At 55.9% G+C, this 23,943-nt stretch carries 14 protein-coding genes and 1 pseudogene; 7 read left to right on the forward strand and 8 right to left on the reverse strand.

The window, feature by feature from the left end:
* Nucleotides 1-145: 145 nt before the first annotated feature.
* Nucleotides 146-1,021, reverse strand: coding sequence for an oxygenase MpaB family protein (locus EE896_RS13425; RefSeq protein ID WP_140033587.1), 876 nt, complete (start codon nt 1,019-1,021; stop codon nt 146-148).
* A 96-nt stretch (nt 1,022-1,117) separates the two neighbouring features.
* Nucleotides 1,118-3,415: a beta-glucosidase BglX gene (bglX, locus tag EE896_RS13430; RefSeq protein WP_008925070.1), complete on the reverse strand. Its 2,298-nt coding sequence runs from the start codon at nt 3,413-3,415 to the stop codon at nt 1,118-1,120.
* Between the two features lie 155 nt (nt 3,416-3,570).
* On the opposite strand from bglX, the gene dld reads away from it, so the two are divergent.
* The 3 genes and pseudogenes from dld (at nt 3,571) to EE896_RS13445 (ending at nt 9,733) form a co-directional block, all read left to right on the forward strand.
* The gene (gene dld, locus EE896_RS13435; RefSeq protein ID WP_003851802.1) at nt 3,571-5,274 is read left to right on the forward strand and encodes a D-lactate dehydrogenase; all 1,704 of its coding nucleotides are present in this window, start codon (nt 3,571-3,573) and stop codon (nt 5,272-5,274) included.
* A 360-nt stretch (nt 5,275-5,634) separates the two neighbouring features.
* Nucleotides 5,635-7,032 carry a chitoporin ChiP gene (gene chiP, locus EE896_RS13440; RefSeq protein WP_140915825.1) on the forward strand — a complete coding sequence of 466 codons (1,398 nt, stop codon included), beginning with the start codon at nt 5,635-5,637 and terminating at the stop codon, nt 7,030-7,032.
* 48 nt (nt 7,033-7,080) lie between these two features.
* A pseudogene (locus tag EE896_RS13445) lies at nt 7,081-9,733 on the forward strand (beta-N-acetylhexosaminidase).
* Between the two features lie 94 nt (nt 9,734-9,827).
* Here the strand turns inward: EE896_RS13445 and EE896_RS13450 are convergent.
* From EE896_RS13450 to EE896_RS13460, 3 genes are all read right to left on the reverse strand, one after another.
* Entirely contained in the window at nt 9,828-12,272 is a 2,445-nt protein-coding gene (locus tag EE896_RS13450) for a DUF3772 domain-containing protein (protein ID WP_039659233.1), read from the reverse strand.
* A 226-nt stretch (nt 12,273-12,498) separates the two neighbouring features.
* Nucleotides 12,499-13,446, reverse strand: coding sequence for a D-alanyl-D-alanine endopeptidase (gene pbpG / locus EE896_RS13455; RefSeq protein WP_003851808.1), 948 nt, complete (start codon nt 13,444-13,446; stop codon nt 12,499-12,501).
* 179 nt (nt 13,447-13,625) lie between these two features.
* Nucleotides 13,626-14,213, reverse strand: coding sequence for a Yip1 family protein (locus tag EE896_RS13460; protein ID WP_140915823.1), 588 nt, complete (start codon nt 14,211-14,213; stop codon nt 13,626-13,628).
* Between the two features lie 209 nt (nt 14,214-14,422).
* Here EE896_RS13460 and EE896_RS13465 point away from each other — a divergent pair, with 209 nt between their 5' ends.
* The 4 genes from EE896_RS13465 (at nt 14,423) to EE896_RS13480 (ending at nt 20,189) form a co-directional block, all read left to right on the forward strand.
* Nucleotides 14,423-15,004 (forward strand): DedA family protein, encoded by a 582-nt coding sequence (locus EE896_RS13465; protein WP_105099383.1) that lies wholly within the window; start codon nt 14,423-14,425, stop codon nt 15,002-15,004.
* A gap of 236 nt (nt 15,005-15,240) precedes the next feature.
* Entirely contained in the window at nt 15,241-17,055 is a 1,815-nt protein-coding gene (locus tag EE896_RS13470; protein WP_003851815.1) for a glycoside hydrolase family 15 protein, read from the forward strand.
* Nucleotides 17,056-17,269: 214 nt separating this feature from the next.
* Entirely contained in the window at nt 17,270-18,400 is a 1,131-nt protein-coding gene (locus tag EE896_RS13475; protein ID WP_140915822.1) for a L,D-transpeptidase family protein, read from the forward strand.
* A 187-nt stretch (nt 18,401-18,587) separates the two neighbouring features.
* Nucleotides 18,588-20,189: an inorganic phosphate transporter gene (locus EE896_RS13480; protein ID WP_003851818.1), complete on the forward strand. Its 1,602-nt coding sequence runs from the start codon at nt 18,588-18,590 to the stop codon at nt 20,187-20,189.
* 50 nt (nt 20,190-20,239) lie between these two features.
* On the opposite strand, the gene EE896_RS13485 is transcribed toward EE896_RS13480, so the two are convergent.
* The 3 genes from EE896_RS13485 to rhlE all read right to left on the reverse strand — a co-directional run bounded on the left by EE896_RS13485 (nt 20,240) and on the right by rhlE (nt 23,824).
* Entirely contained in the window at nt 20,240-21,427 is a 1,188-nt protein-coding gene (locus tag EE896_RS13485) for an MFS transporter (RefSeq protein WP_008925062.1), read from the reverse strand.
* 70 nt (nt 21,428-21,497) lie between these two features.
* On the reverse strand, nt 21,498-22,448 hold the full coding sequence (gene dusC / locus EE896_RS13490; RefSeq protein WP_140915821.1) for a tRNA dihydrouridine(16) synthase DusC: 951 nt from the start codon (nt 22,446-22,448) through the stop codon (nt 21,498-21,500).
* Between the two features lie 2 nt (nt 22,449-22,450).
* Nucleotides 22,451-23,824 carry an ATP-dependent RNA helicase RhlE gene (gene rhlE, locus EE896_RS13495; protein ID WP_003851827.1) on the reverse strand — a complete coding sequence of 458 codons (1,374 nt, stop codon included), beginning with the start codon at nt 23,822-23,824 and terminating at the stop codon, nt 22,451-22,453.
* Between the last annotated feature and the right edge of the window lie 119 nt (nt 23,825-23,943).

The following is a 23,943-nucleotide window of genomic DNA, read 5'->3' on the forward strand; positions in this document are numbered from 1 at the left end:
GCTCTCGCGTGACATTTTCGGTTCTGCGGGAAGCCATAAAAGCGCCTGTAGGGTTACTTTTAAAGCACTGAACCCGCGTCGTTATGCTGATAAAACTTAACCATCTGACTTACTTAAAAAACGAGTAAAAAAGATACCAGTCACCTCAGTGCGGATCTCTCCCCATCCTTACCATCGCCCGATACCACGCTCCGCGCTGAATCGACCATCTCAACCCCAACGCGATGACATTAATCTTCTGGTCAATGATCGCCTGCTCAAAGCGGCCGATTTCTCTACCGGACATCGCCTGCGCCCAGGCTGGCATTAGCCCGAAGCCTGATTTCAGCATGATCTTCATCACTGGTTTCGCCTGCCAGCTCGGTGCAGGGGCGTTCATCAGCAATCGCGTCACTTCGGCGGTACGCTCATCAAAGCGCAGCTCTGCTCGCATCTGTTGCAGGTAATCCGCCACATCAACAACGCTTTTCGGCACCTTCTCCGCGCCCAGCGCCTCGGCAATCTGCGCCGCTTCCTGATAGTACTGATCCTGTTCGGCGCGGCTGAGCTGCGGATTTTTATAGCGCAGATGGGCCGCCAGAAAACGGCTGGTCTCCGCCACATGCACCCAGGTCAGCAGATGTGGATCGCTGGCGGCATAAGGTTTGCCTTCGCTGTCGACGCCGCTGACTTTCAGATGGATGCGTTTCACCCGCTCAATCAGCGTCCGGGCATCCTGCGAATTCCCGTAGGTGGTCACGGCGATAAACTGACTGGTGCGCCGCAGGCGGCCCATCATATCTTCGCGGAAATTGGAGTGATCCCAGACGCCCGCCAGCGCCGCTGGATGCAGCATCTGCAACAGCAGCGCGCTGATCCCGCCGCACATCATGGAGGTGAAATCACCGTGGACGCGCCAGATCACGCTGTCCGGGCCATACAGGCCGGGATCGCCTGGCGGTTGAGAGAGGTCAAATTCATTCATCGACAGACCATTAAGGCGGAAGACCTGCTGCTGAATGCGGTCACGCAGATTAATCATAGCGGCTCTGATAGTGGATATGATGCGACGCGCGATAGCAGGACGCTCACGACGCGCCGCATCACCTTCCCCTGCATTCAGGGGAAAGGCTGACGGTTATTGGTAGTTGAACTGCGCATCCTGAGTACGCACGGAGTCGAGTCCAATCATCACGTTGAATTTGCCTGGCTCGGCAACATGCTGCATCTGCTGGTTCCAGAATTTCAGCGCATCGACGTCGATCTTAAAGGTCACGGTTTGCGACTCGCCTGCTTTCAGCATGATGCGTTTGAAACCACGCAGCTCCTGCACCGGACGGCTGATAGAGGCGACCGGATCGTTCAGATACATCTGGACCACCGTCGCACCATCACGCTTACCGCTGTTAGTTACCGTTACGCTGGCCTTAATGCTGCCATTACGCGGCATGGTCGGTGAAGACATTTTTACCGGCGACACGGTGAACGTGGTATAGCTCAGGCCGTAACCAAACGGATAGAGCGGGCCGTTAACCGCATCATAGTAGTGCGAGGTGTACTTGTTCGGCTTCGCAAAGTTGTAAGGCCGGCCAGTTGGCAGATGGTTGTAGTAGATCGGAATCTGACCCACTGAACGCGGGAAGGAGACCGGCAGTTTGCCCGATGGGTTATAGTCACCGAACAGCACATCGGCGATGGCGTTGCCACCTTCGGTGCCACTGAACCAGGTTTCCAGCACGGCATCAGCCATGCGATCTTCGTTCACTATCGACAGCGGGCGGCCGTTCATCAGCACAATCACCAGCGGCTTACCGGTAGCTTTGAGCGCGGCTAACAGCTTCTGCTGGCTCGGCGGGATCACCAGATCGCTGCGGCTGGAGGCTTCGTGCGCCATACCCTGCGCTTCACCCACGGCGGCGACCACCACATCGGCCTGCTTCGCTTTGGCGACTGCATCATCAATCATCTGTTGCGGTGAACGCGTATCAACAGAAACAGCCTGCTCATAGAGGTTCAGGAAGTCCTGAATCCCTTTGTTGTCGGTGACGTTCGCGCCCTTCTCATACAGCAGCGTCGCTTTGCCTTCGGTGGCATTGCGCATGCCCTGCAGCAGCGAAACGGATTGCTTCGCCACGCCCGCCGCAGACCAGCTGCCCATAATGTCGCGCTGACTGTCTGCCAGCGGACCAATCAGGGCAATGGTGCCCGATTTTTTCAGCGGCAGCGTTTCCAGACGGTTTTTCAGCAACACGATGCTTTTACGCGCGACGTCGCGCGCTTCAGCCCGATGCAGACGGCTTTCCGCATTGGTATCCTGCGGGTCACTCTCTTTCGGACCTAAATGGCTGTAGGGATCGTTAAACAGTCCCATGTCATATTTGACGTTAAGCACATGCCGTGCCGCATCATCAATTTCAGCCATGGTAACGTCGCCGCTCTTCACCAGCGCAGGCAGATACTTGCTGTAATATTCGTCGCTCATGCTCATATCGACGCCCGACTTCAGAGCGATGCGCACCGCTTCCTGCGGATCGCTGGCGACGCCATGTTTGATCAGCTCTTTAATCGCACCGTGATCGCTGATGGTGATGCCTTTGAATTTCCACTTATCACGCAGCAGATCTTTCAGCAGCCAGCTGTCTGCCGTGGCCGGTACGCCATTGATGGAGTTGAGCGCCACCATCACGCCGCCGCTGCCCGCATCCAGTGAGGCTTTGTAGGGCGGCAGATAGTCCTGAAACATACGCTGCGGACTCATGTCCACGGTGTTGTAGTCGCGTCCCCCTTCCACTGCGCCATAGAGTGCGAAATGCTTCACGCTGGTCATGACGCTGTAGCGATCGGCCGCGCTTTTGCCCTGCATCGACTGCACCATGCTGCGACCCATTTCGCTGGTAAGGTAGGTATCCTCACCGAATCCTTCTGAGCCGCGGCCCCAGCGCGGTTCACGGCTGACATCGACCATCGGTGCCCATGTCATATTCAGCCCATCGTCGGCCGCTTCATAGGCGGAGACGCGCCCCACCTCTTTCACCGCATCCAGATCCCAGCTCGACGCCAGGGCTAAAGGAATCGGGAAAATGGTGCGCTGGCCATGAATAACGTCGTAGGCGAAAAACAGCGGGATTTTCAGGCGGCTGAGCTGCATCGCCTGATCCTGCATCGCGCGGATATCCTGACGGGTCACAGTATTAAAGATCGCGCCAACCTGACTCTTCTGAATCATGTCGCGAATCACTTCTTTCGGATTATCAGGTCCGACGCTGATTAAACGCAGCTGGCCGATTTTCTCGTCCAGCGTCATTTTTTTAAGCAGTTGGTTAACGAAGGCATCCCGCGCCTGTTCGGTCATCGGGTGGTTACCTTGCACTGTCTCAGCTAAAGCGGGTTGCATCGCGAGGGAGACAGCGAGACTAACAGAGCAAATCCATTTCATCAGGTTGGGTTCTCTTAAGTAACTGCGCAATATCGAATTAACAGGCGGCAGTGTGCCACAAGATGAGAATAGCAGGTAGCGGTCAGGGTCACACTGCGTTGTGGTCAGTTGACGTGCTACAGTTAGGACGCACTGATAAGACAAGGGAATTGCTCATGACACAAACCTCTGCCCTGCTTTCTGACCTGCGCCGCCTGGTCGGCCCCTCTCATCTGCTGACAGAACCTGAACAGACCGCCCGCTATCGCAAGGGCTTTCGCTCCGGCGAAGGTGACGCGCTGGCCGTGGCGTTTCCTGGTACGCTGCTGGAGCTCTGGCGGGTACTGCAAACGCTGGTGAATGCGGATGTCATCATCCTGATGCAGGCGGCCAATACCGGCCTGACCGAAGGGTCAACGCCGCATGGCGACGATTACGATCGCCCGCTGGTGATCGTCAGTACCCTGCGACTCGATAAGCTTCAGCTGATTGACAGTGGCCAGCAGGTGCTGGCGTTCCCCGGCAGTACACTCTATCAGCTGGAAAAAGCGCTGAAGCCGCTGGGGCGCGAGCCTCACTCGGTGATTGGCTCCTCCTGTATTGGTGCCTCGGTGCTGGGCGGCATCTGCAATAATTCCGGCGGATCGCTGATTAAGCGCGGCCCGGCCTACAGCGAAATGGCCCTGTTTGCTCAGATTGATGCACAGGGAAGACTGAAGCTGGTTAACCATCTCGGCATCGATCTGGGAACGTCGCCGGAAGAGATTCTGGGGCGACTGGATGACGATCGCTGGCAGCCTAAAGATGTGCAGCACGATGGCCGTCACGCTTCCGATCATGAATATGCAGACCGGGTGCGTGAAGTTGATGCCGATACGCCAGCGCGTTACAACGCTGATGCGCGTCGTCTGTTCGAAGCATCCGGCTGTGCCGGGAAACTGGCGGTCTTCGCGGTGCGACTTGATACCTTCCCCACTGAACCGCAGCAGCAGGTGTTTTACATTGGCACTAACGAACCCGCTGTGCTCAACGATATCCGCCGTCACATGCTGGCGCATTTTACTCATTTGCCGGTGGCGGGCGAATATATGCACCGCGACATCTATGACATTGCGGAAGTCTATGGCAAAGACACCTTCCTGATGATCGACAAGCTGGGCACCGATAAGATGCCGCTGTTTTTCACGCTGAAGGGGCGGATTGATGCCTGGCTGAACAAGCTCTCCTTCGTTAAACCGCACTTCAGCGATCGCCTGCTGCAGCGCCTGAGTAAACTGTTTCCGGCGCATCTGCCCAAACGCATGAAGCAGTATCGCGATAAATATGAACATCATCTGATGCTGAAGATGTCGGGCGACGGCGTGGCAGAAGCGCGTCAGTTCCTGCGTGACTACTTCCGCGAAGGCGGCGGCGAGTTCTTTGAGTGTGAAGGCAAAGAAGGTGCGCACGCCTTTCTGCATCGCTTCGCGGCGGCAGGTGCGGCCGTGCGCTACCACGCGGTGCATGCCGATGAGGTCGAGGATATTCTGGCGCTGGATATCGCCCTGCGTCGCAACGATGCGGACTGGTTTGAAACTCTGCCCGATGAGATTCGCGCATCTTTAAGCCATCGCCTCTACTATGGTCACTTCTTCTGTCATGTCTTCCATCAGGATTACATCGTCAGAAAAGGGGTCGATGTGCACGCGCTGAAAGCGCAGATGCTGGAGATCCTTCAGGCGCGCGGCGCGGAATATCCCGCTGAACATAACGTTGGGCATCTCTATCAGGCGAAACCGCAACTGGCGGCGTTCTATCGCCGGCTCGATCCGACTAACAGCTTCAATCCCGGCATTGGCAAAACCAGCAAGCAAAAAGGCTGGGCGGTGAAACAGGTTTAACTCGCTGTTATCTGTCAGCCTGCCCTTCTCTGCAGGCTGACGTTCAAAACAGCCGAACCAGCAGACCCCATAAAACCTGCAGACTATTTGGTTATTCAGTTAATGAAATAGTCATCACTTAATCCAGCCTGACTGCTTTCCCTGATTACCGATTGCCCTTACCTTGTCTGCTAATAATATTTTAATAAAAAATTAATCCATCCTCCCATATTGAACCCACATTATTTTATGTCTCTGGGTTATGCGCAACGCCTCACAAAAAACCACCCTGACAATTGATAATTCGCGTCGCGAAAAATATATTCACGACACAAAAATAAAAAACCACAAATATTAATTTACCTCAGGGCAGGATCTTCCATGTCTAAAAAAAACTACACATTAGTATTGATGGAAATAATAGCGCTGTCAGCAGGCGTAACGGCAATGTCATCAACGCCAGCCTATGCTGCCGGATTTGTTGACGACTCAACGCTGACAGGAAATGTTTTTTACTGGCAGCGACAGCGAGACCGAAAAGAGAGCGATCCCGCCAGTCAGCATCAGGGAGAGTACCAGGCTAATTTACACCATACTTCACTCAACAGTAACCTCGACTATCAGTCCGGCTATGCCGGGGACTGGATTGGCATGGACCTCGCCGTGTTTGGCGCCGTTGAACTTTCCAATAGCGGTCCCGCCGCACCCAATGAAATTGGCTTCAGTAAATCGCATTCCCGCTGGAATGAAAAATGGAATGGCGACAGCAGTGGCGCATCGGTTTATAAAGCCGCACTGAAATTAAAACATAACGACTACTGGTTACGCGCGGGTTATATCCAGCCAACCGGACAGACACTGATTGCGCCTCACTGGAGTTTCCTGCCCGGCACCTATCGCGGATTTGAAACGGGTGCACTTTATGATTTCCAGCAAGCAGGCGCATTATCACTCTCCTGGATGTGGACCGATAAATATAAAGCCCCCTGGTATCGTGATTTATATGATTTCCGGCAGGCTGATAATAAAACGCCTGTCAGCTACCTGCATTCATTCGGCATGAAATATGACTTCAAAAATAATCTGGTGCTTGAAGGTGCATTTGGTCAGGCCGCACATTATATGGATCAATATTTTGCCAAAGCATCCTGGTCTGCCAGCCCAGGTGGTAACGAACTGCGCACCAGCTATCAGTTTTATGGCGCACGCGACAAAGTCTCGGGGGGTGCCGCAAACCCGCGTGATGTCTATGATGGCCTGGCCTGGTTACAGGCGATCACCGTCGGTTATACCGTCGGCCCGGTGGATCTCCGACTTGAAGGCAGCTGGGTTAAAGCTGAAGGGAATCAGGGCTTTTTCCTGCAGCGCATGACGCCGGGCTACGCCACCTCCAACGGACGAATGGATATCTGGTGGGATTCGCGTTCTGACTGGAACGCCAATGGTGAAAAAGCGATCTTTGCGGGCGCGATGCTCGATTTATCGCCGTGGCAGCTGACGGGCTGGAAAGCCGGCGCATCTTACGTCTGGGGCTGGGATGCAAAACCCGCCACGCTCCCCACCGTTGACCAGAGTCAGCGACTGAGAGAGTCGGCCTGGAACTTTGATCTGATCTATCAAATCCAGCAGGGCCGGGCCAAAGACACCCAGTTCCATCTTCACTATACCCGCTACAAAAATCACAGCGACCTGCCCAGCTTCAGCAATGGATACAACAACATTTTCCAGGACGAGAAGGACATCAAATTTATTGTTATCGCGCCGTTTACGCTGTTCTGACGCCCTGCGGACTTTCGGAACTATTTTCACCATTAAGGATGAATCAACATGTTCAAGTTAAGCCTTATCGCGCTCACTCTGCTGAGCGTTACCGCCACAGGCCACGCCAGCTCGTCAGGGCAGAAGGTGGTTGATCAAATCAGCCAGTTTGGCGTGACCTATCAGGTAACAGACAACCAGGCGGGACTGCACGGTACAGATTGCGCCGCGTTAGGCGCCGATTTTGCCTCCTGTAACCGCGCCATTATCACGCTGACCAATAACGGCCCTGCACTGACCGACAAAAACTGGGCCATCTACATGAGCAACATCCGCCAGACGCTGCGGGTCGATAACGATCAGTTTACATTGACGCATCTGGTCGGAGACTTAACGCGACTGGAGCCAACAGAGAAATTCACGGGTATTGGCGCGGGCGAATCAGTGCAGATCCCCATCGTTAACGAATACTGGCAACTGTTCGTGACTGATGTGATGCCGCGCTGGTATGTCACCTCCGGTGAGGCGACGCCAAAAATTATTGCCAGCACTGACTACGAAGATCCCAGCCAGTTTGTATTGCCGCTGGATAACCACTGGCGACGCAGTGCCGATGACAATAACGTCCTGATGCAGCCTGTCAGCCGGTTTGAGAAAAACAGCGATGTCGCCACCCTGCCAGCCTCAGCATTGCGGGGGCAAATCACACCCACGCCGCTGGACGTTAAACTTCGTTCGCAGGATGCCGATCTCAGCCGTGGCGTCACCTTGTCACTGACTGGACTGAGCCGTGAAACCGCTGAGGCAGTGAGACAGCGTATGGCACTGCTTGGCCTCAAAGAATCGCCTGATGGATTCGCTATTACCACGCAGGTCAAACCGGGTCACTTTAGCGGCAAAAAAGCGATATCGGGCGCATACGACCTCGATATTACTTCCCGCCGTGCGAGCATAGTCGGCTACGACGCTGCCGGTGCGTTCTACGGTCTGATGTCGATTCTGTCACTGGTCCCCTCAGAGGGCGCGCCACGGATTGCCACGCTGGAAGCCCATGATGCGCCGCGCTTTGCTTATCGCGGTGCCTTCCTTGACGTTGCCCGTAACTTCCACAGTAAACAGGCGGTGATGCGACAGCTTGATCAGATGGCATCGTGGAAGATGAACCGTTTCCATTTCCACCTCAGTGATGATGAAGGCTGGCGGATTGAGATTCCCGGCTTACCGGAACTCACGGAAGTGGGTGCGAAACGCTGTCATGATCTTTCCGAACAAAAGTGTCTCGCTGCCGCAACTGGGTTCCGGCCCCTTCAGTGATAACAATGGCAGCGGCTATTTCAGTCGCGCTGACTATATAGAGATTGTTAAATATGCGCAGGCGCGCCACATTCAGGTCATCCCGGAAATTGACATGCCCGCCCATGCCCGGGCGGCGGTCATCTCAATGGAAGCGCGCTATCAGCGGCTGATGAAGGAGGGGAAACCTGACGAGGCTAACGCCTGGCGCCTGATCGATCCAACCGATAACTCCAACACCACCTCAGTGCAGTTTTACGACCGTACCAGCTATCTCAACCCCTGCATTGAAAGTTCACAACGCTTCGTGGACAAAGTGATTGGTGAAATCAAGGCGATGCACCAGGAGGCAGGCCAGCCACTCAGCGTCTGGCATTTTGGCGGTGATGAAGCGAAGAATATCCGGCTGGGCGCAGGCTACTCTGACAAAAACAGTCCAAAACCGGGTACCGGTCTGCAAGACCTGAGCCGCGAAGATTTGCCATGGGCAAAATCACAGGCCTGTCAGGCACTGGTGAAAAGCGGCAAAGTGGAAGATCTGGCCCATCTGCCGAGCTATTTTGCCCTGACCGTGAACGAAATCGTGAACCGGCACGGTATTGGCAAAATGCAGGCCTGGCAGGATGGCCTGAAAGATGTCAAACATGCCGGAGAGTTCGCGACGCCGCGTGTCGCAGTCAACTTCTGGGATACCCTCTACTGGGGCGGTTTTGACAGCGCCGGTGACTGGTCACAGAAAGGGTACGACGTAGTCATCTCCAGCCCTGACTACCTCTATCTGGACTTCCCGTATGAAGTTAACCCACTGGAGCGCGGCTATTACTGGGGCACTCGCTTCAACGATGAGCGAAAAATCTTTGGCTTCGCACCGGACAACCTGCCGCAGAATGCTGAAACTTCGGTAGATCGCGACGGTAACGTTTTCAGCGCCAAATCCGCGAAACCCTGGAAAGGGGCTTATGGTATTTCGGCCCAGCTGTGGAGCGAGACCGTGCGCACTGACGATCAAATGGAGTACATGAACTATCCTCGCCTCCTTTCAGTCGCAGAACGCAGCTGGCACCGCGCCAGTTGGGAGCGGGACTATCAGCCGGGTGAGGAGTATACCGGTGGCAAAACACAACTTGTTGATCAGAAGGCGCTTCTGAACGACTGGCAGCGATTTGCCAACCTGCTGGGACAACGGGAACTGGCAAAACTGGATAAAGCGGGTATTGATTATCGCCTGCCCGTACCGGGAGCAAAAATTGCTGATGGTATTCTGTTGATGAACGTGGCGTTGCCTGGCATTACGCTGGAATACAGCCTGGACAAGGGTGAGAACTGGCAGCGCTACGACGCCAACAGACCGCCGCAGGTCAACGGTACTGTCGCCATTCGGTCGGTGAGCAGCGATGGCCAGCGCACCAGCCGTGAGGAAACGTTGTAGTCAGCGGGAGTGAGAAAACAGGCGCAAAAGCCCGTGTTTTGGACATAAAAAAGGCCGACAGACGTCGGCCCTTTCACCTCTGAAACGGGTTCTTTTAAACCAGCTTCTCTTCGGGTACCGGCTCCACATCTGCTATCTGCTGACGGCGCTCAATAATCATGGTCTGCGGAGTGGAGAGCAGAATGCCCTCTTTACGCAGACGCGTCAGAATATCGAACAGCAGATCGCTCTTCGCTCCTGCTATCTGCCGCTGACCGGCAACATTACCGGTGACGCTCAGGACAATCCCTTGCTGGGTCAGATCTTTAAACGAAACCGATGGCTCAGGTGTTTCCAGAATACGTTCGTTTTCGTTATAAACTTCCAGCAGAATATCGCGCACCTTTACCGGGTCGATATTTAGCGGGAAGGTCAGCGTAATGGTGACCACACCCTGCGCATTACCCATTGTCGCGTTGCGCACGTTCTGCGAGATAAACTGCGAGTTCGGCACAATCACGGTGGATTTGTCGCCCAGCTGAATCTCCGTGGCACGCACATTAATCCGGCGAATATCCCCTTCAATGCCGCTGATGCTCACCAGATCGCCGACTTTCACTGGCCGCTCGGTCAACAGAATCAGACCGGAGATAAAGTTCTTCACGATCTCCTGTAAGCCAAAACCGATACCAACCGACAACGCACTGACGATCCAGGCCAGCTTGTTCCACTGCAGCCCCATAATCGACAGGGTCAGCAGAATAATCAGCACATAACCGATGTTGCTGAACAGCGTCACCAGCGACACCCGCATCCCCACATCCATGGTGGTTTTTGGCAGGAAATCGGTATCAAGCCAGCGACGCACCGAACGCAGCACATAGATGCCGACAATCAGGCAAATTATCGCATTCACCATATGCGCTGGCACAATGTTCAGGGATTCGAGGCCTTTACCGCCCCAGAACTCAATGACTTTTTGCAGCAGCTCAATCGGCGTTGAAGAGGCAAAGGTGCCGTTGACCAGCGCCAGCGCCACCACCAGCACCAGGAAGGTTTTACCGATGGCCGTCAGCAGCGTAGCCGTTTGCTGCAAATGACGCTCATTGATGTTAAGTGAACTCTGAATGCGTCGACCGGTGGCATTACTGGTCGAAAAGAGACTCTCACAACCATCCTTGAGCAGGTGACTCAGGAAGTAGAACGAACCAAACAGCAGACCGCACCAGATCACTTCATAACTCAGGAAGCGCGCCAGCGTAACGTAACCGATCAGCAGCGACACGAGGATGGCAACCGCGGTCAGCGTCAGGCCCATCTGAATCAGCCCGACCAGCGTTGAGCGTGCTTCCGGCGGTGTGCCCGCCTGGGTCAGGCGACGGCGTACGCGGTTGGTGCGCATGCTGATCGCCAGTGCAGTACTGCCAATCAACAGTGCCGTCAGGCCGTTGGCAAAAATGGTGGTATTCAGACTGGTGCCGACGCTGTAGTTAAACGCCTCGACCGTCTGGAAGATAAACACCAGCACAGCGGTGATGGGTGGAAACGGCTTTAATGCCATCGCCACTTCATTGGAGATAGCCGGTAAGCGCCAGCTGGGCCTGCGGGTAGAGAGGAATGCGCGCCCCAGTCCGGCAATCAGGCCACAAAAGACGCTTAGCTGCACCAGACGATCAACAAAGTCCTGAACGTTTTCAGAGACCTCATCCCGGCGGGTAAAGGCCAGAGAGAGAAAGTTAAAGGTGAGGACAACAGCCGCCAGCGTAGTCAGCGCTACCGCTGCCGCCAGGAAACTGCGGCGCAGTTTTCCTTCCGGCAGTTTATTAATGCTGACCCAGGCCAGAAACTCTTCACTGTAGCGACGACCGACCGTCATCACCAGCAATGCCGCCAGCAGCCAGAAGACACTGCCCACGCGCCAGCCCGGCTCCCATGAGAGCGCGGCGGTGTCCTGCAACTCCTGCAGGAACTCACCAATCTTCTCACCATCCAGATCCTGGCTATTGAGCAACGGTGACCAGAAGCGTGCACCAAGGATGCTGCCGGAGTTCAACGCCAGCTGGCTTTTCAGCTGATCACGACGCAGGTTAACAATCTGCGAGGAGAGCATCAGCGCGCCATTTTTAATCCCTTCTGCCTGTTTAATCTGGTCGTCGAGTTTGCCTTTCTGGCTCTCAAGCGCGTTACGCTTGCGTGTCACTTCCGGGGTTTCTTTCACCCCACTGTCGGCTTTCGGGGCCGGGCCAAGTACACCCAGCTGTGCATCGACCTGCTGGCGATCGGGTACCAGCGCCTGCCCGAGCGTATCGGCACTGCCAGAGAGTTCCAGCGCCATTTCATTCAGCTGTGTCAGCTTGTTTTCGCCGGCATCGACGGAGACCTGACTTTTAATTTTATCGAGGATCTTCTGCATTTTCGGCAGTTCCACCGCAGCATTCAGCTTCGGCGGCGCATCCTGTTCCTGAGCAGGCGTGGCCGTATTATCCGCGGCCAGCGCCAGCGCCGGGGCAAACCCCACCAGCGCCAGCATTAACAATGCAAAAAAGGATCGTATAAACATATGAGTAAGATTCCGGCAGCTTAAATCAGGCGATCTTCCCTCGCCAGTCGCGCGTAGTGTAGGGCTTTGCAAGGGAGGGCAATATAGGAATAACGGGCATTTTTTGGGGCTGATTCCGGGCGGTCAGAGGCAAAAAAGGGCCTGAAGCCTCTGACCACATTCTATTCTGGCATCCTGCTCAGCCTGCAGGCAATGCCTGTCGCGCAATACAACATGTCGGCTATTTTTACTCGACGCCGGCACTGCTGGCACCATTGCTGGCGACCTGGCCCGACTTCTGTTTTTTATAAGCCAGTGCGGCCGCAGGGACCGGTGCCGCTTTACCGGTCTCGATCCAGCTACGCAGACGGTTAGCGTCGGCGAAGTGGGTATATTTGCCAAAGGCATCCAGTACCACCAGCGCCACCGGACGATTATTAATCATGGTACGCATCACCAGGCAGTGGCCTGCCTCATCCGTGTAACCGGTTTTGGTCAGCTGAATATGCCAGTCATTTTTATAGACCAGATGGTTGGTGTTGCGGAACGGCAGCGCATAGCTCGGATGAGCAAAAACCGCCGTCTCTTCTTTCGTGGTGCTAAGCGCGCCCAGCTCCGGATATTCCCGTGTGGCTTTGAGCAACTTAACCAGGTCCTGTGCACTTGAGACGTTTTGCGTCGACAAACCGGTCGGCTCGACATAGCGGGTCTGTTTCATGCCCAGCGATCGCGCTTTCGCGTTCATTGCCCGGATAAAGGCGTTATAACCGCCCGGATAGGCGTGCGCGAGACTGGCAGCAGCACGGTTTTCCGAGGACATCAGTGCCAGCAGCATCATATTACGGCGGCTGATCTGACTGTTGAGCTTCACGCGTGAGAAGACACCACGCATTTCCGGCGTCTGGCTGATATCGACAGGTATCATCTCGTTCATCGGCTGATGCGCATCCAGCACGACCATCGCCGTCATCAGCTTGGTGATCGACGCGATAGGCCTGACCCGATCCGGATGGCTGGAAAAGAGCACTTTATTGGTGGTGAGGTCGACAATCATCGCACTGCCAGAGGCGATCTGCGGCTGAGCGATAGGCGCAAGTTGCGACAGTGTGGTAGTCGCCTGCGCCGGAAGTGAAACAATCTGCCCTGAAACGAGCAGCGCCAGCGAAAGCAGAGTAAAACGAATTTTTGCAGGCATCGTAGAAAAAAACCCGGTTATGAAGATGTACTGTGTCAGACCGACACAGGCCGCCCGCCTCAGTAAAATCGCAGCGCGGGCTGGCAGCGGTATCATACCCGTAAGGTTAAGAAATTTCCTGGTGAGATTGTTTCCGGGCGTAAAAAGAGAACTGCCGCCAGAGCGGCGGCAGCGTTCTATCAGAAAAGATGCGGTCCATATCCCCACAGCACGACAGTTAATGCCAGTAACACTTCAAATACCAGCACGCCGATGGCCAGCGTTGAGCCGGAAAAGCGCAGGCTCTCTTCGCGGTCGATATTCAGAAACAGGGGGATGCCGATATAGAGCAGATAGCCGGTGTAAAGCAGCGCCAGCGCACCTGCCAGCACACAGAGCCAGACCAGCGGATAGAATGCGACAAGTCCGCTCAGGAACAGCGGCGTAGCGACGTAACCGGCAAAGACCGTACAGCGCTGAACGCCGGGACGCTGAGGGTAATCCCGCGCCATCCAGTGAATCACGCGTCCCATTACCGCCACGCCACCCAGAATAATCAGATAGAACAGAATGCCCAACCCGATCCCGGTCGCCAGATTAAGTTGCACATATTGCCCGTCACCCAGATTCCAGCCCAGCTGAGTTGTTCCGATAAAGGCGCAGATCACCGGGATCGCCGCCATCAGCAGAACATGATGGGTGTAATGGTGCGATACGCTTTCATTCTCTTGCTTGATATGACGCATTTCCTGGTTCGGATGCGCCAGAAGTCCCCAGACATGGTTCATACAGTCACTCCTCTGATGCGATGGGCCGCCCGGTGATGCATGCGTCTTTGGGGGCAGCGTCTTCTCAAGTATAAACGGCAGTAAAACTTTCGTGGTGACCGGACAAAAAAACAGCGTAAATAAACCCCTCCATCGTGCACGGGCGGAAGGGAGGCCAAATCGCGTATAGACTGAAAGAAACCATCACCCAATGCACAGGGAGAGTCATTTTGCATCTGGATATCAACGCATTAATTACACAGTACGGCTATCTGGCACTTTTTATTGGCTGTATTGCCGAAGGGGAAACATTTACATTGCTGGGCGGCGTGGCCGCGCATGAGGGGCTGCTGCGTTACGTGGGCGTGGTGCTGGCCGCGATGGGTGGCGGCATTGTCGGCGATCAGTTGCTCTACTGGGTAGGCCGCCGCTGGGGCACGCGCATCCTGCGCCGCTTTAAAAAGCATCAGGATAAAGTGGTCAAGGCGAACCGACTGATTAAACGCCGTCCCAGCCTGTTTGTAATTGGCGTGCGTTTTATGTATGGCTTCCGACTGATTGGCCCGATTATTATCGGTGCCAGCCGCCTTAATCCAATGAAATTTTTCATTCTTAACGTTATCGGAGCGGCCATCTGGGCCGTGATTTTCGTGACCCTCGGCTATTTCGCGGGCGGCATCATCGCGCCGTGGCTGCACAAACTCGATCAGCATCTGAAACATCTGCTGTGGCTGGTGGGCGCGGTCATCTTTGCCTTTGTGCTGCGCTGGTTCATCCGCCGCTGGCATAACCGTCGGGCCGATCAGGAATAAATGAAATAAACAACGCCGTTGCCAGCAGGCGTCACTGGCAGTGAACGTCAGCAGGGTCGCCAGACACGCATCAGCGCCCGGGTACCCTGCTGACCACGTCGTCAGTTTCACCTGCCCTGTTCTACGCGCTTTCCCTTCCCTGCCTTATTCAACCTTACGTTAACCATCTGTGCCCAACCGAAGCCGCATCGAATAGCTCAGCTATAGTTAGCAGGGACACTGACAGGGAGATGAGAATGAGTAAGGTAAAACGTAAGATTGAAGACCACGGTGTCATTGGCGATTTGCGCACCTGTGCGCTGATCGCCAATGACGGCACCATTGATTATCTTTGCTGGCCTGAACTCGACAGCCCGTCGGTCTTTGCCGCCCTGCTCGATAGCGATGACGCCGGACTTTTCTCTCTGGCTCCTGACTGGCCCAATGCACGACGTCAGCAACTCTACCTGCCCGACACCAACATCCTGCAGACCCGCTGGCTGGATGATGAAGGCGTGGCAGAAATCACCGACTACATGCCGATTTGTGATGACAGGGATAAGATGCCGCGCCTGATCCGTCGGCTCAAAATGGTCCGCGGCAGTGCCACCTTTCAGATGCGCTGTTCGCCCCGCCACGACTATGCCCGGGCGCAGACCCGTGCAGAAGCGCATAATGGCTGTATCGACTTTCATGCTGAGGGCCAGCCGTCGCTGCGCCTTGCAGCCTCGGTGGTGATGACGCTGGAGGATGAGAGTGCGACAGCCCACTTCACGTTACAGCCCGGCGAATATGCGCAGTTCGAATTTGGCAGCGTGGATGATGCGCATATCGAAGCGCTGGCCACTGAACACTGCTTTGAAGAGACACTGAATTACTGGCGACACTGGAGCAGCCACAGCACCTATCAGGGACGCTGGCGTGAAATGGTGCAGCGTTCGGCGCTGGTCCTGAAGCTCCTGACTTCGTATCAGCACGGCTCCATTGCGGCGGCGGCAACGTTTGGTCTGCCTGAAGAACTGGGTGGCGAACGCAACTGGGACTATCGCGCCTCCTGGATCCGCGACGCGTCCTTCAGCATGTATGCGCTGATGCGGCTGGGTTATATCGATGAAGCTAAACACTTTACTCACTGGGTGGGTCGCTGCGTTGAAAACAGCCATCATGATGAAATGCGCCTGCAGGTGATGTACCGTCTCGACAGCGGCACTGAGTTGCATGAGATGGAATTACTGAATCTCTCCGGCTATGCCGACTCCCGACCGGTGCGCATCGGCAATGATGCCTGGCAGCAGACGCAACTCGATATCTATGGCGAACTGATGGATGCGGTCTATCTGGCCAACAAATATGGCGAGGCGATCTCTCAGCGCGGCTGGCAACATGTGGTCAAAATGATCGACTGGCTAAGCGAGAACTGGGATCAGCCCGATGCCGGTATCTGGGAGATGCGCGGCGAACCGGAGCATTTCCTGCATTCACGTCTGATGTGCTGGGTAGCGATGGATCGTGCGCTGCGTCTCGGCATGAAGCGATCCCTGCCGATGCCTTACGAGCGCTGGGATCGGGCACGCCGTGAGATCCGCGAAGATATCTGGGCGAACTTCTGGAACAGCGAACGCGGTCACTTCTCTTCGACCCGGCATGGCGAATACCTTGACGCCTCCATGCTGCTGATGCCGCTGGTACGCTTTGTTGGTGCCACCGATCCGGACTGGATTGCCACACTGGATGCGATCAAAGCCAACCTGGTCAGTGATGGTATGGTGCGGCGTTACAATACGCATGAGACGCCCGCCGACGGTCTTAAAGGATCGGAAGGTTCGTTTGGCGCCTGCTCCTTCTGGTATGTCGAATGTCTGGCACGCGCAGGGCGGATTCAGGAGGCGCATTTTGAATTCGAGAAGTTGCTGAGCTACGCCAATCCGCTGGGCCTTTATGCCGAGGAGTTTGACAGTCACGGCCATGCGCTGGGGAATACACCGCAGGCGCTGACTCATCTGGCGTTGATCAGTGCCGCCTTTTTCCTGAACCGCAAACTCAGTGGCGAACAGACGCAGTGGCAACCTTGATCGGTGGTAACCCCGGAAAGCCCCATTTTTACCCTCCTGATTCACGGAAATGCGCTAACATCCGCGCTGAAATTACGTAAAGTATTGCAGGGAGGTTAAAATCCCGATTCACAACGTCAGTTTAATGAACATATAATGCGCAGCAGGTCACATTGGCCAGCATGAATTCGACACACTGAACAGCCTGAAATATGGCGATAAAGAATTGTAAAATATGAAAATCATTCGCGCTTTCGCTTCAATCGCACTGGCTCTGGCGGCGTTCAGCCAGTCAGCCTTTGCTGTGGTTTACCCGTTGCCGCCGGCCAACAGCCGTCTGATCGGGGAAAATATCGAAATTACTGTTCCTGAAGACAGCAAACTGCCGCTGGAAGCTTTTGCGGCACAGTACCAGATGGGCCTCAGCAATATGCTGGAAGCCAATCCGGGCGTTGACGTTTATCTGCCAAAGGCTGGCAGCAAAATGATCATCCCACAGCAGCTGATCCTGCCTGACGCACCGCGTGAAGGCATTGTGATTAACAGCGCGGAGATGCGTCTTTACTACTACCCGAAGGGCAGCAAAACCGTCGTGGTTCTGCCAATTGGTATCGGTGAACTGGGTAAAGATACGCCGATCAGTTGGACTACCGCGGTAGAACGTAAGAAAGATGGCCCGACCTGGACGCCAACCAAAGGTATGCATGCGGACTACGCGGCTCGCGGCGAAACGCTGCCAGCGGTGTTCCCGGCAGGCCCGGATAACCCAATGGGCCTTTACGCGCTTTACATTGGTCGTCTTTATGCGATTCACGGCACCAACGCCAACTTCGGCATCGGCCTGCGCGTGAGCCATGGCTGTGTGCGTCTGCGTGCTGACGATATCAAATGGCTGTATCAGAATGTGCCGGTTGGCACACGCGTACAGTTCGTTGATCAGCCCGTGAAAGCGACGGTAGAGCCGGACGGTTCACGTTATGTGGAAGTGCATAACCCACTGTCGACCACTGAAGAGCAGTTCAACTCACGTGAGCTGGTGCCGATTACCCTGACTCAGGCCGTGAGCAAAATTGTGGTTGATGCCAGCGTGAATCAGGATCAGGTTAATGCCGCGATTCAGAGCCGTACCGGTATGCCAGTAAAAGTGAATGGTGTGGAAAACAATGTCCAGACTGCGCCTGTTCCGGTACCCGAAAATTCACAGGCTGTTCCTCAGGAAGAGCCAATGACGCCGGTAACGCCACAGGGTGCAAGCAGCGATGCTACTCAGCCACAGCAGCCAGCCACTGAGCCAGCTGCACCTGCTGCACCTGCTGCGCCGGTAACACCTGCAGCGCCAGCAGCAGCGGCAAATACCAGCTCGTAACTGTCACTCTGCCCTCAGAAGCCAGCGCCTGTCGCTGGCTTTTTTATTGCCTGCATAAAGGCAAATTGACGAATATTTCTCCTCTCCTTCCCCACGTGACCATCATTAATCTGTCATATAAAGCGCGTATCACACTCCGTTAACCCGATGCATATCAGCATCCGGCATCAGCCATATGAGGTACACCATGAGCGAAAACAGTCTCTCCTCCTCATCAGCCCAGGGACGGCCCGATTTCAACGGCAAGGGCAGTCGCTTCAGCAAGCCGCTATTTTTTATTCTGCTGGTCGCCGGACTGGCCTTCGCCGGACTCAACCTGGTCAATGACGTCGAACAGACCAATATGCCGGTCACCAGCTATCTGCCGTTCTTTCTGCTGGGACTGGCGTTGCTGATTGCGCTCGGCTTTGAGTTCGTCAACGGTTTCCACGATACCGCCAATGCAGTTGCTACAGTGATTTACACACACTCGCTCACGCCCGGCGTCGCGGTGGTCTGGTCCGGTTTCTGTAACTTTATGGGCGTGCTGCTCTCCAGCGGCGTGGTTGCATTTGGCATTATCTCGCTGCTGCCGGTCGAGCTGATCCTGCAGGCCAGCAGCGGCAACGGCTTCGCCATGGTCTATGCGTTGCTTTTCTCCGCCATTATCTGGAATCTCGGCACCTGGTATTTCGGCCTGCCGTCGTCGTCGTCGCATACCCTGATTGGCTCGATTATTGGCGTCGGGGTTGCCAACGCCATGCTGCACGGGCGCAGCGGTGTGAGCGGCGTAGACTGGGATCAGGCGCTGAAGGTGGGCTACGCTCTGCTACTGTCACCGGTGGTCGGCTTTGTCTGCGCCGGGCTGTTGCTCTGGGTAATGAAGATCTTTATCCGCAATCGGCAGCTTTATCAGGCGCCAAAAAGCGATCAACCGCCACCGGTCTGGATTCGTGGCCTGCTAATCCTGACCTGTACCGGCGTCTCATTTGCGCACGGCTCCAACGATGGGCAGAAAGGGATGGGGCTGATTATGCTGATCCTGGTCGGTACCATGCCGATCGCCTACGCCCTCAACCGATCGCTGCCTGCCGATCAGATCCCACGCGTAGCCGCGCTGACTGAAGTGACCGCGCATCAGCTGTTGCAGCTGCAACCGGCGACGGCGAACCCGCCGGCGGCCCGCGACGTGCTGACCGGCTTTGTCGGCAGTAACCAGATGAATGCCGATGTGTTGCCGGCGCTGGCGAGGACGCTGAACGAGGTAGGCGATCAAATTCGCCGTTACGGCTCCATGGACAATATTCCTGCTCAGGCGGTGACCAACACCCGCAACCAGATGTATCTGGCCTCAGAGTCGATTAAGCATCTGCAAAACACGAAAGTTGCAATGCCGCAGGAGACGGAACGCAACCTTAAGGCGGTGAAAGCGGAACTCGACAGCGCCACCCGCTTTATCCCGATGTGGGTGAAAGTGGTGGTGGCGATTGCGCTGGGTCTGGGCACGATGGTGGGCTGGCGCAGAATTGTGGTGACAGTGGGAGAAAGGATAGGTAAAACGCACCTGAGCTATGCGCAGGGTGCCAGCGCCGAACTGGTGGCGATGATGACGATAGGCGCAGCGGATGGCTTTGGCCTGCCGGTGTCGACTACACATGTGCTGTCGTCTGGCGTGGCAGGCACCATGGCGGCCAACCGCTCAGGTCTGCAGTTTTCAACCCTGCGTAATCTGGCTGTCGCCTGGATATTAACACTGCCGGTTTCTATTCTGCTTTCCGCCCTGCTCTACTGGCTGTTTACCCATTTCTGATGCATCTCTGGCTCACCACCAGTCAGGGGGTGAGCCAATGCTGACCATAATCAGGCGCTGAGCCGTTGTTGCCCATAGAGTCGCAGCGTAATCAGTAATGCGCCCAGCACCATCATCGCAGCAGCCAGATAAACCGACTGCATTCCCCAGTGTCCGATAAACAGTCCCGCCACCGGGCCGGTTAAACCCAGCCCAAGATCGAGGAAAGCGGAATAGGTTCCCAGCGCCGAGCCCTGATCCTGACGCTCAACCCTTTTTACCGCCTCAACACCCAGCGCCGGAAAGACCAGCGAAAAACCGCTGCCGGTCAGGAATGCGCCCACGCCCACCAGCCAGGCGCTATCCGCCTGCCAGATAATCAGCAGTCCCAGACACTCCAGCAGAAAAGAGAATAGCGACACACGCAATCCACCAAAGCGGGTAATAAAGCGACCAAACCCCAGCCGCACCAGCACAAAACCCAGGCTGAACAGCGTTAGCGCATAGGCTGCGCCCTGCCAGTCACGACTGGCAAAATAGAGGGTAATAAAGGTCGCGATGACGCCAAAACCGATCGTGCCGAAGCCCAGCGCCAGACCATAAAGCCAGACGCGGGAGAAGACGCGGTGAAACGGAATGCGCTCGCCGACGCTGACGGTGACCGACGGTTTGCGGCTGGCCATCAGATAACCGGCGACGCCCATCAGCGCAATCAGTCCGGCAAATCCACTCATGCCAAATTGATTGTTGAGCAGCACGCCCAGCGGTGCACCCACAGCCATCGCCAGATACGTGGCGACACCGTTCCAGGAGATGACGCGCGCGGTCTGCAACGGCCCGACGATATTCATGCCCCACAGCGTAGAGCCCGTGCTGCTGAAGCTTTCGCCTACCCCGAGAAACAGTCGCCCGATAGCCAGCAGCGCCAGACTCAGCCACGGCCAGCTGCTCAGCATTGCGGCCACGATAGTCAGCACCCCGCTCATGCCGCAGCAGAGCAGTCCCAGCATCACCACCCGTTTTGGCCCCAGCCGATCGGCCAGACGGCCCGACTGCGGACGACTGAGCAGCGTCGCAAAATATTGAATGCTGATAATCAGTCCGGCAATAAAGGAGCTGAAGCCAAGATGATTTTTGACAAAGCCCGGCAGTACGGCCAGCGGCAGTCCGACGGAGAGATAACAGAAGAAAGTGAAGATAATAACGGAGAGGATTCGTTTGTTGAGCTGGCTGTTGCTCAGTACAGCGGTGTCAGACATAGCAGGCTAGTGGTATAGGAAATTTTGCCCACTATACCGTCAGGTCGCGAAGGGGTCGCCTGGTTTTTTATCACAAACCATGAACAATCGCGTGACGATCGATTGCCTGCGCAATATCGCCCGAGTTTTTTAACGCGCGGATTTCACTGAATAAGCCATCGGCTTCGCCATAGGCTTTGCGCAGATAACCCAGCCACTGTTTGATACGCGCCACGTGATAGAGGCCGGTATCGCCCTGCTTCTCCAGCCGGCTGTACTTCTGCAGTAACCGCACCACATCCGTCCAGGCCATCGGTGGTTCGTTGTATTTCACCACCCGGCTCAGGTTGGGGATGTTCAGTGCACCACGGCCAATCATTACCGCACTGCAGCCCGTCACTGCCATACAATTTTGCGCGCTTTGCCAGTCCCAGATCTCGCCGTTGGCAATCACCGGAATGCGCAGCCGCTGACGAATCTCGCCAATTGCCTGCCAGTTGATCGCCTCTGCGCGATAGCCTTCTTCTTTGGTCCGCCCATGCACCGTCAGCTCGCTGGCTCCCGCCTGCTGAACCGCATCGGCAATCTCCAGACTGCGGGCACTGGAATCCCAGCCGAGCCGCACTTTTACCGTTACCGGTAAATCCGCAGGGACGGCTTCACGCATCGCTTTCGCGCCGCGATAAATCAGATCGGGATCTTTAAGAAGGGTCGCGCCGCCTCCGCTGCCGTTGACCAGTTTAGAGGGACAACCACAGTTGAGATCAACACCCCAGGAACCCAGCTCCACCGCGCGTGCGGCGTTCTCGGCTAACCATTCGGGATGCTGCCCCAGCAGCTGCATACGCACCCGCGTGCCTGAAGGCGTGCGGCTGGCGTTATGCAGTTCGGGGCAGAGACGGTAGAAAGATTTTACCGGCAGCAGTTGATCGACCACGCGCAAAAACTCAGTGATGCAGAGATCGTAGTCGTTCACTTCCGATAACAGCTGGCGCACCAGTGAATCCAGCACGCCCTCCATCGGCGCCAGTAAAACCCTCATACTCAGACGTTACCGGTACGCTTCGCGGCTGCCGGACGACGTGGACGCGACGCGGGCTTATCGCCCTGAGGCGCGGCCTGGCTCTGACGACGCGCCTGAGGACGCTTGTCGCCGGATGAAGATGAACGCGATGCGCCTGCACCCTGTCCGCCCTGACCACGACCCCGGCCGCCGCCACCTGCACCGCCGCGAGACTGCTGCTGACGACCATTAATGATCGGCTCCGCTTTGATGCTCGGATCGGGTTCATAACCTTCAACGGCCAGACGCGGGATTTCACGCTTCAGCAGACGCTCAATATCACGCAGCAGTTTATGCTCATCGACGCAGACCAGCGACAGTGCGACACCGGTCGCGGCTGCACGACCTGTACGGCCAATACGGTGAACATAATCTTCGGCGACGTTAGGCAGCTCGTAGTTCACGACGTGTGGCAGCTCTTCAATATCCAGGCCACGGGCCGCGATATCGGTCGCAACCAGCACGCGAATACCGCCTGACTTAAAGTCGGCCAGCGCACGGGTACGTGCACCCTGGCTCTTGTTGCCATGAATGGCTGCAGCGCTGATGCCATCTTTGCCCAGTTGCTCGGCAAGGTGGTTCGCACCGTGTTTGGTACGGGTGAAGACCAGCACCTGCTGCCAGTTACCTTCGCCAATCAGCTGCGACAACAGTTCACGCTTGCGCTTCTTATCAACGAAAGCCACCTGCTGCGCAACCTGCTCAGAGGCGGTATTGCGGCGAGCCACTTCAATCATTTCCGGATTGGTCAGCAGTTTCTCAGCCAGACCTTTAATCTCATCAGAGAAGGTGGCAGAGAACAGCAGGTTCTGACGTTTCGCCGGCAGGCGCGCCAGCACACGACGGATATCATGGATAAAGCCCATATCCAGCATGCGGTCCGCTTCATCCAGCACCAGAACTTCGACCTGTGACAGGTCAACGGCATTCTGTTGCGCCAGATCCAGCAGGCGGCCTGGTGTTGCGACCAGAATATCAACGCCGCCACGCAGCTTGACCATCTGGGGATTGATGCTGACACCACCAAACACCACCATCGAACGCAGCGAAAGATACTTGCTGTAGTCGCTGACGTTTTCACCGACCTGCGCCGCGAGTTCACGGGTTGGGGTCAGGATCAGGGCGCGCACCGGGCGACGACCGCGGATTGGCGTGGCAGTGGCAGAGAGTTTCTGTAACAGCGGTAAAGTAAAGCCGGCCGTTTTGCCGGTGCCGGTCTGGGCACTCGCCAGCAGATCGCGGCCAGCCAGCACCACAGGAATTGCCTGGCGCTGGATAGGTGTAGGTTCGCTGTAGCCTTGTTCGGCGACCGCGCGCAAAATATCGGCACTCAGGCCGAGAGAGTCAAAAGACATTACGTGATTTACTCCGGTCCGCTCTGGCCGTGATTCACGGTGTAGTTTTCAGAGGGATAATGACGCCAGCTGGGGCTGACGCGTGAAAAGGGCACAAACTACGATGCGTAAGCGAGCGA

Source organism: Pantoea eucalypti, from assembly GCF_009646115.1.
Classification (GTDB): domain Bacteria; phylum Pseudomonadota; class Gammaproteobacteria; order Enterobacterales; family Enterobacteriaceae; genus Pantoea; species Pantoea eucalypti.

Coding starts and splice junctions, on each gene's coding strand:
- EE896_RS13450 (WP_039659233.1), bottom strand. CDS start 12,272: ATGTTTATACGATCCTTTTTTGCATTGTTAATGCTGGCGCTGGTGGGG.
- rhlE (WP_003851827.1), bottom strand. CDS start 23,824: ATGTCTTTTGACTCTCTCGGCCTGAGTGCCGATATTTTGCGCGCGGTC.
- EE896_RS13460 (WP_140915823.1), bottom strand. CDS start 14,213: ATGAACCATGTCTGGGGACTTCTGGCGCATCCGAACCAGGAAATGCGT.
- EE896_RS13475 (WP_140915822.1), top strand. CDS start 17,270: ATGAAAATCATTCGCGCTTTCGCTTCAATCGCACTGGCTCTGGCGGCG.
- EE896_RS13425 (WP_140033587.1), bottom strand. CDS start 1,021: ATGATTAATCTGCGTGACCGCATTCAGCAGCAGGTCTTCCGCCTTAAT.
- bglX (WP_008925070.1), bottom strand. CDS start 3,415: ATGAAATGGATTTGCTCTGTTAGTCTCGCTGTCTCCCTCGCGATGCAA.
- chiP (WP_140915825.1), top strand. CDS start 5,635: ATGTCTAAAAAAAACTACACATTAGTATTGATGGAAATAATAGCGCTG.
- EE896_RS13480 (WP_003851818.1), top strand. CDS start 18,588: ATGAGCGAAAACAGTCTCTCCTCCTCATCAGCCCAGGGACGGCCCGAT.
- EE896_RS13485 (WP_008925062.1), bottom strand. CDS start 21,427: ATGTCTGACACCGCTGTACTGAGCAACAGCCAGCTCAACAAACGAATC.
- dusC (WP_140915821.1), bottom strand. CDS start 22,448: ATGAGGGTTTTACTGGCGCCGATGGAGGGCGTGCTGGATTCACTGGTG.
- pbpG (WP_003851808.1), bottom strand. CDS start 13,446: ATGCCTGCAAAAATTCGTTTTACTCTGCTTTCGCTGGCGCTGCTCGTT.
- EE896_RS13470 (WP_003851815.1), top strand. CDS start 15,241: ATGAGTAAGGTAAAACGTAAGATTGAAGACCACGGTGTCATTGGCGAT.
- dld (WP_003851802.1), top strand. CDS start 3,571: ATGACACAAACCTCTGCCCTGCTTTCTGACCTGCGCCGCCTGGTCGGC.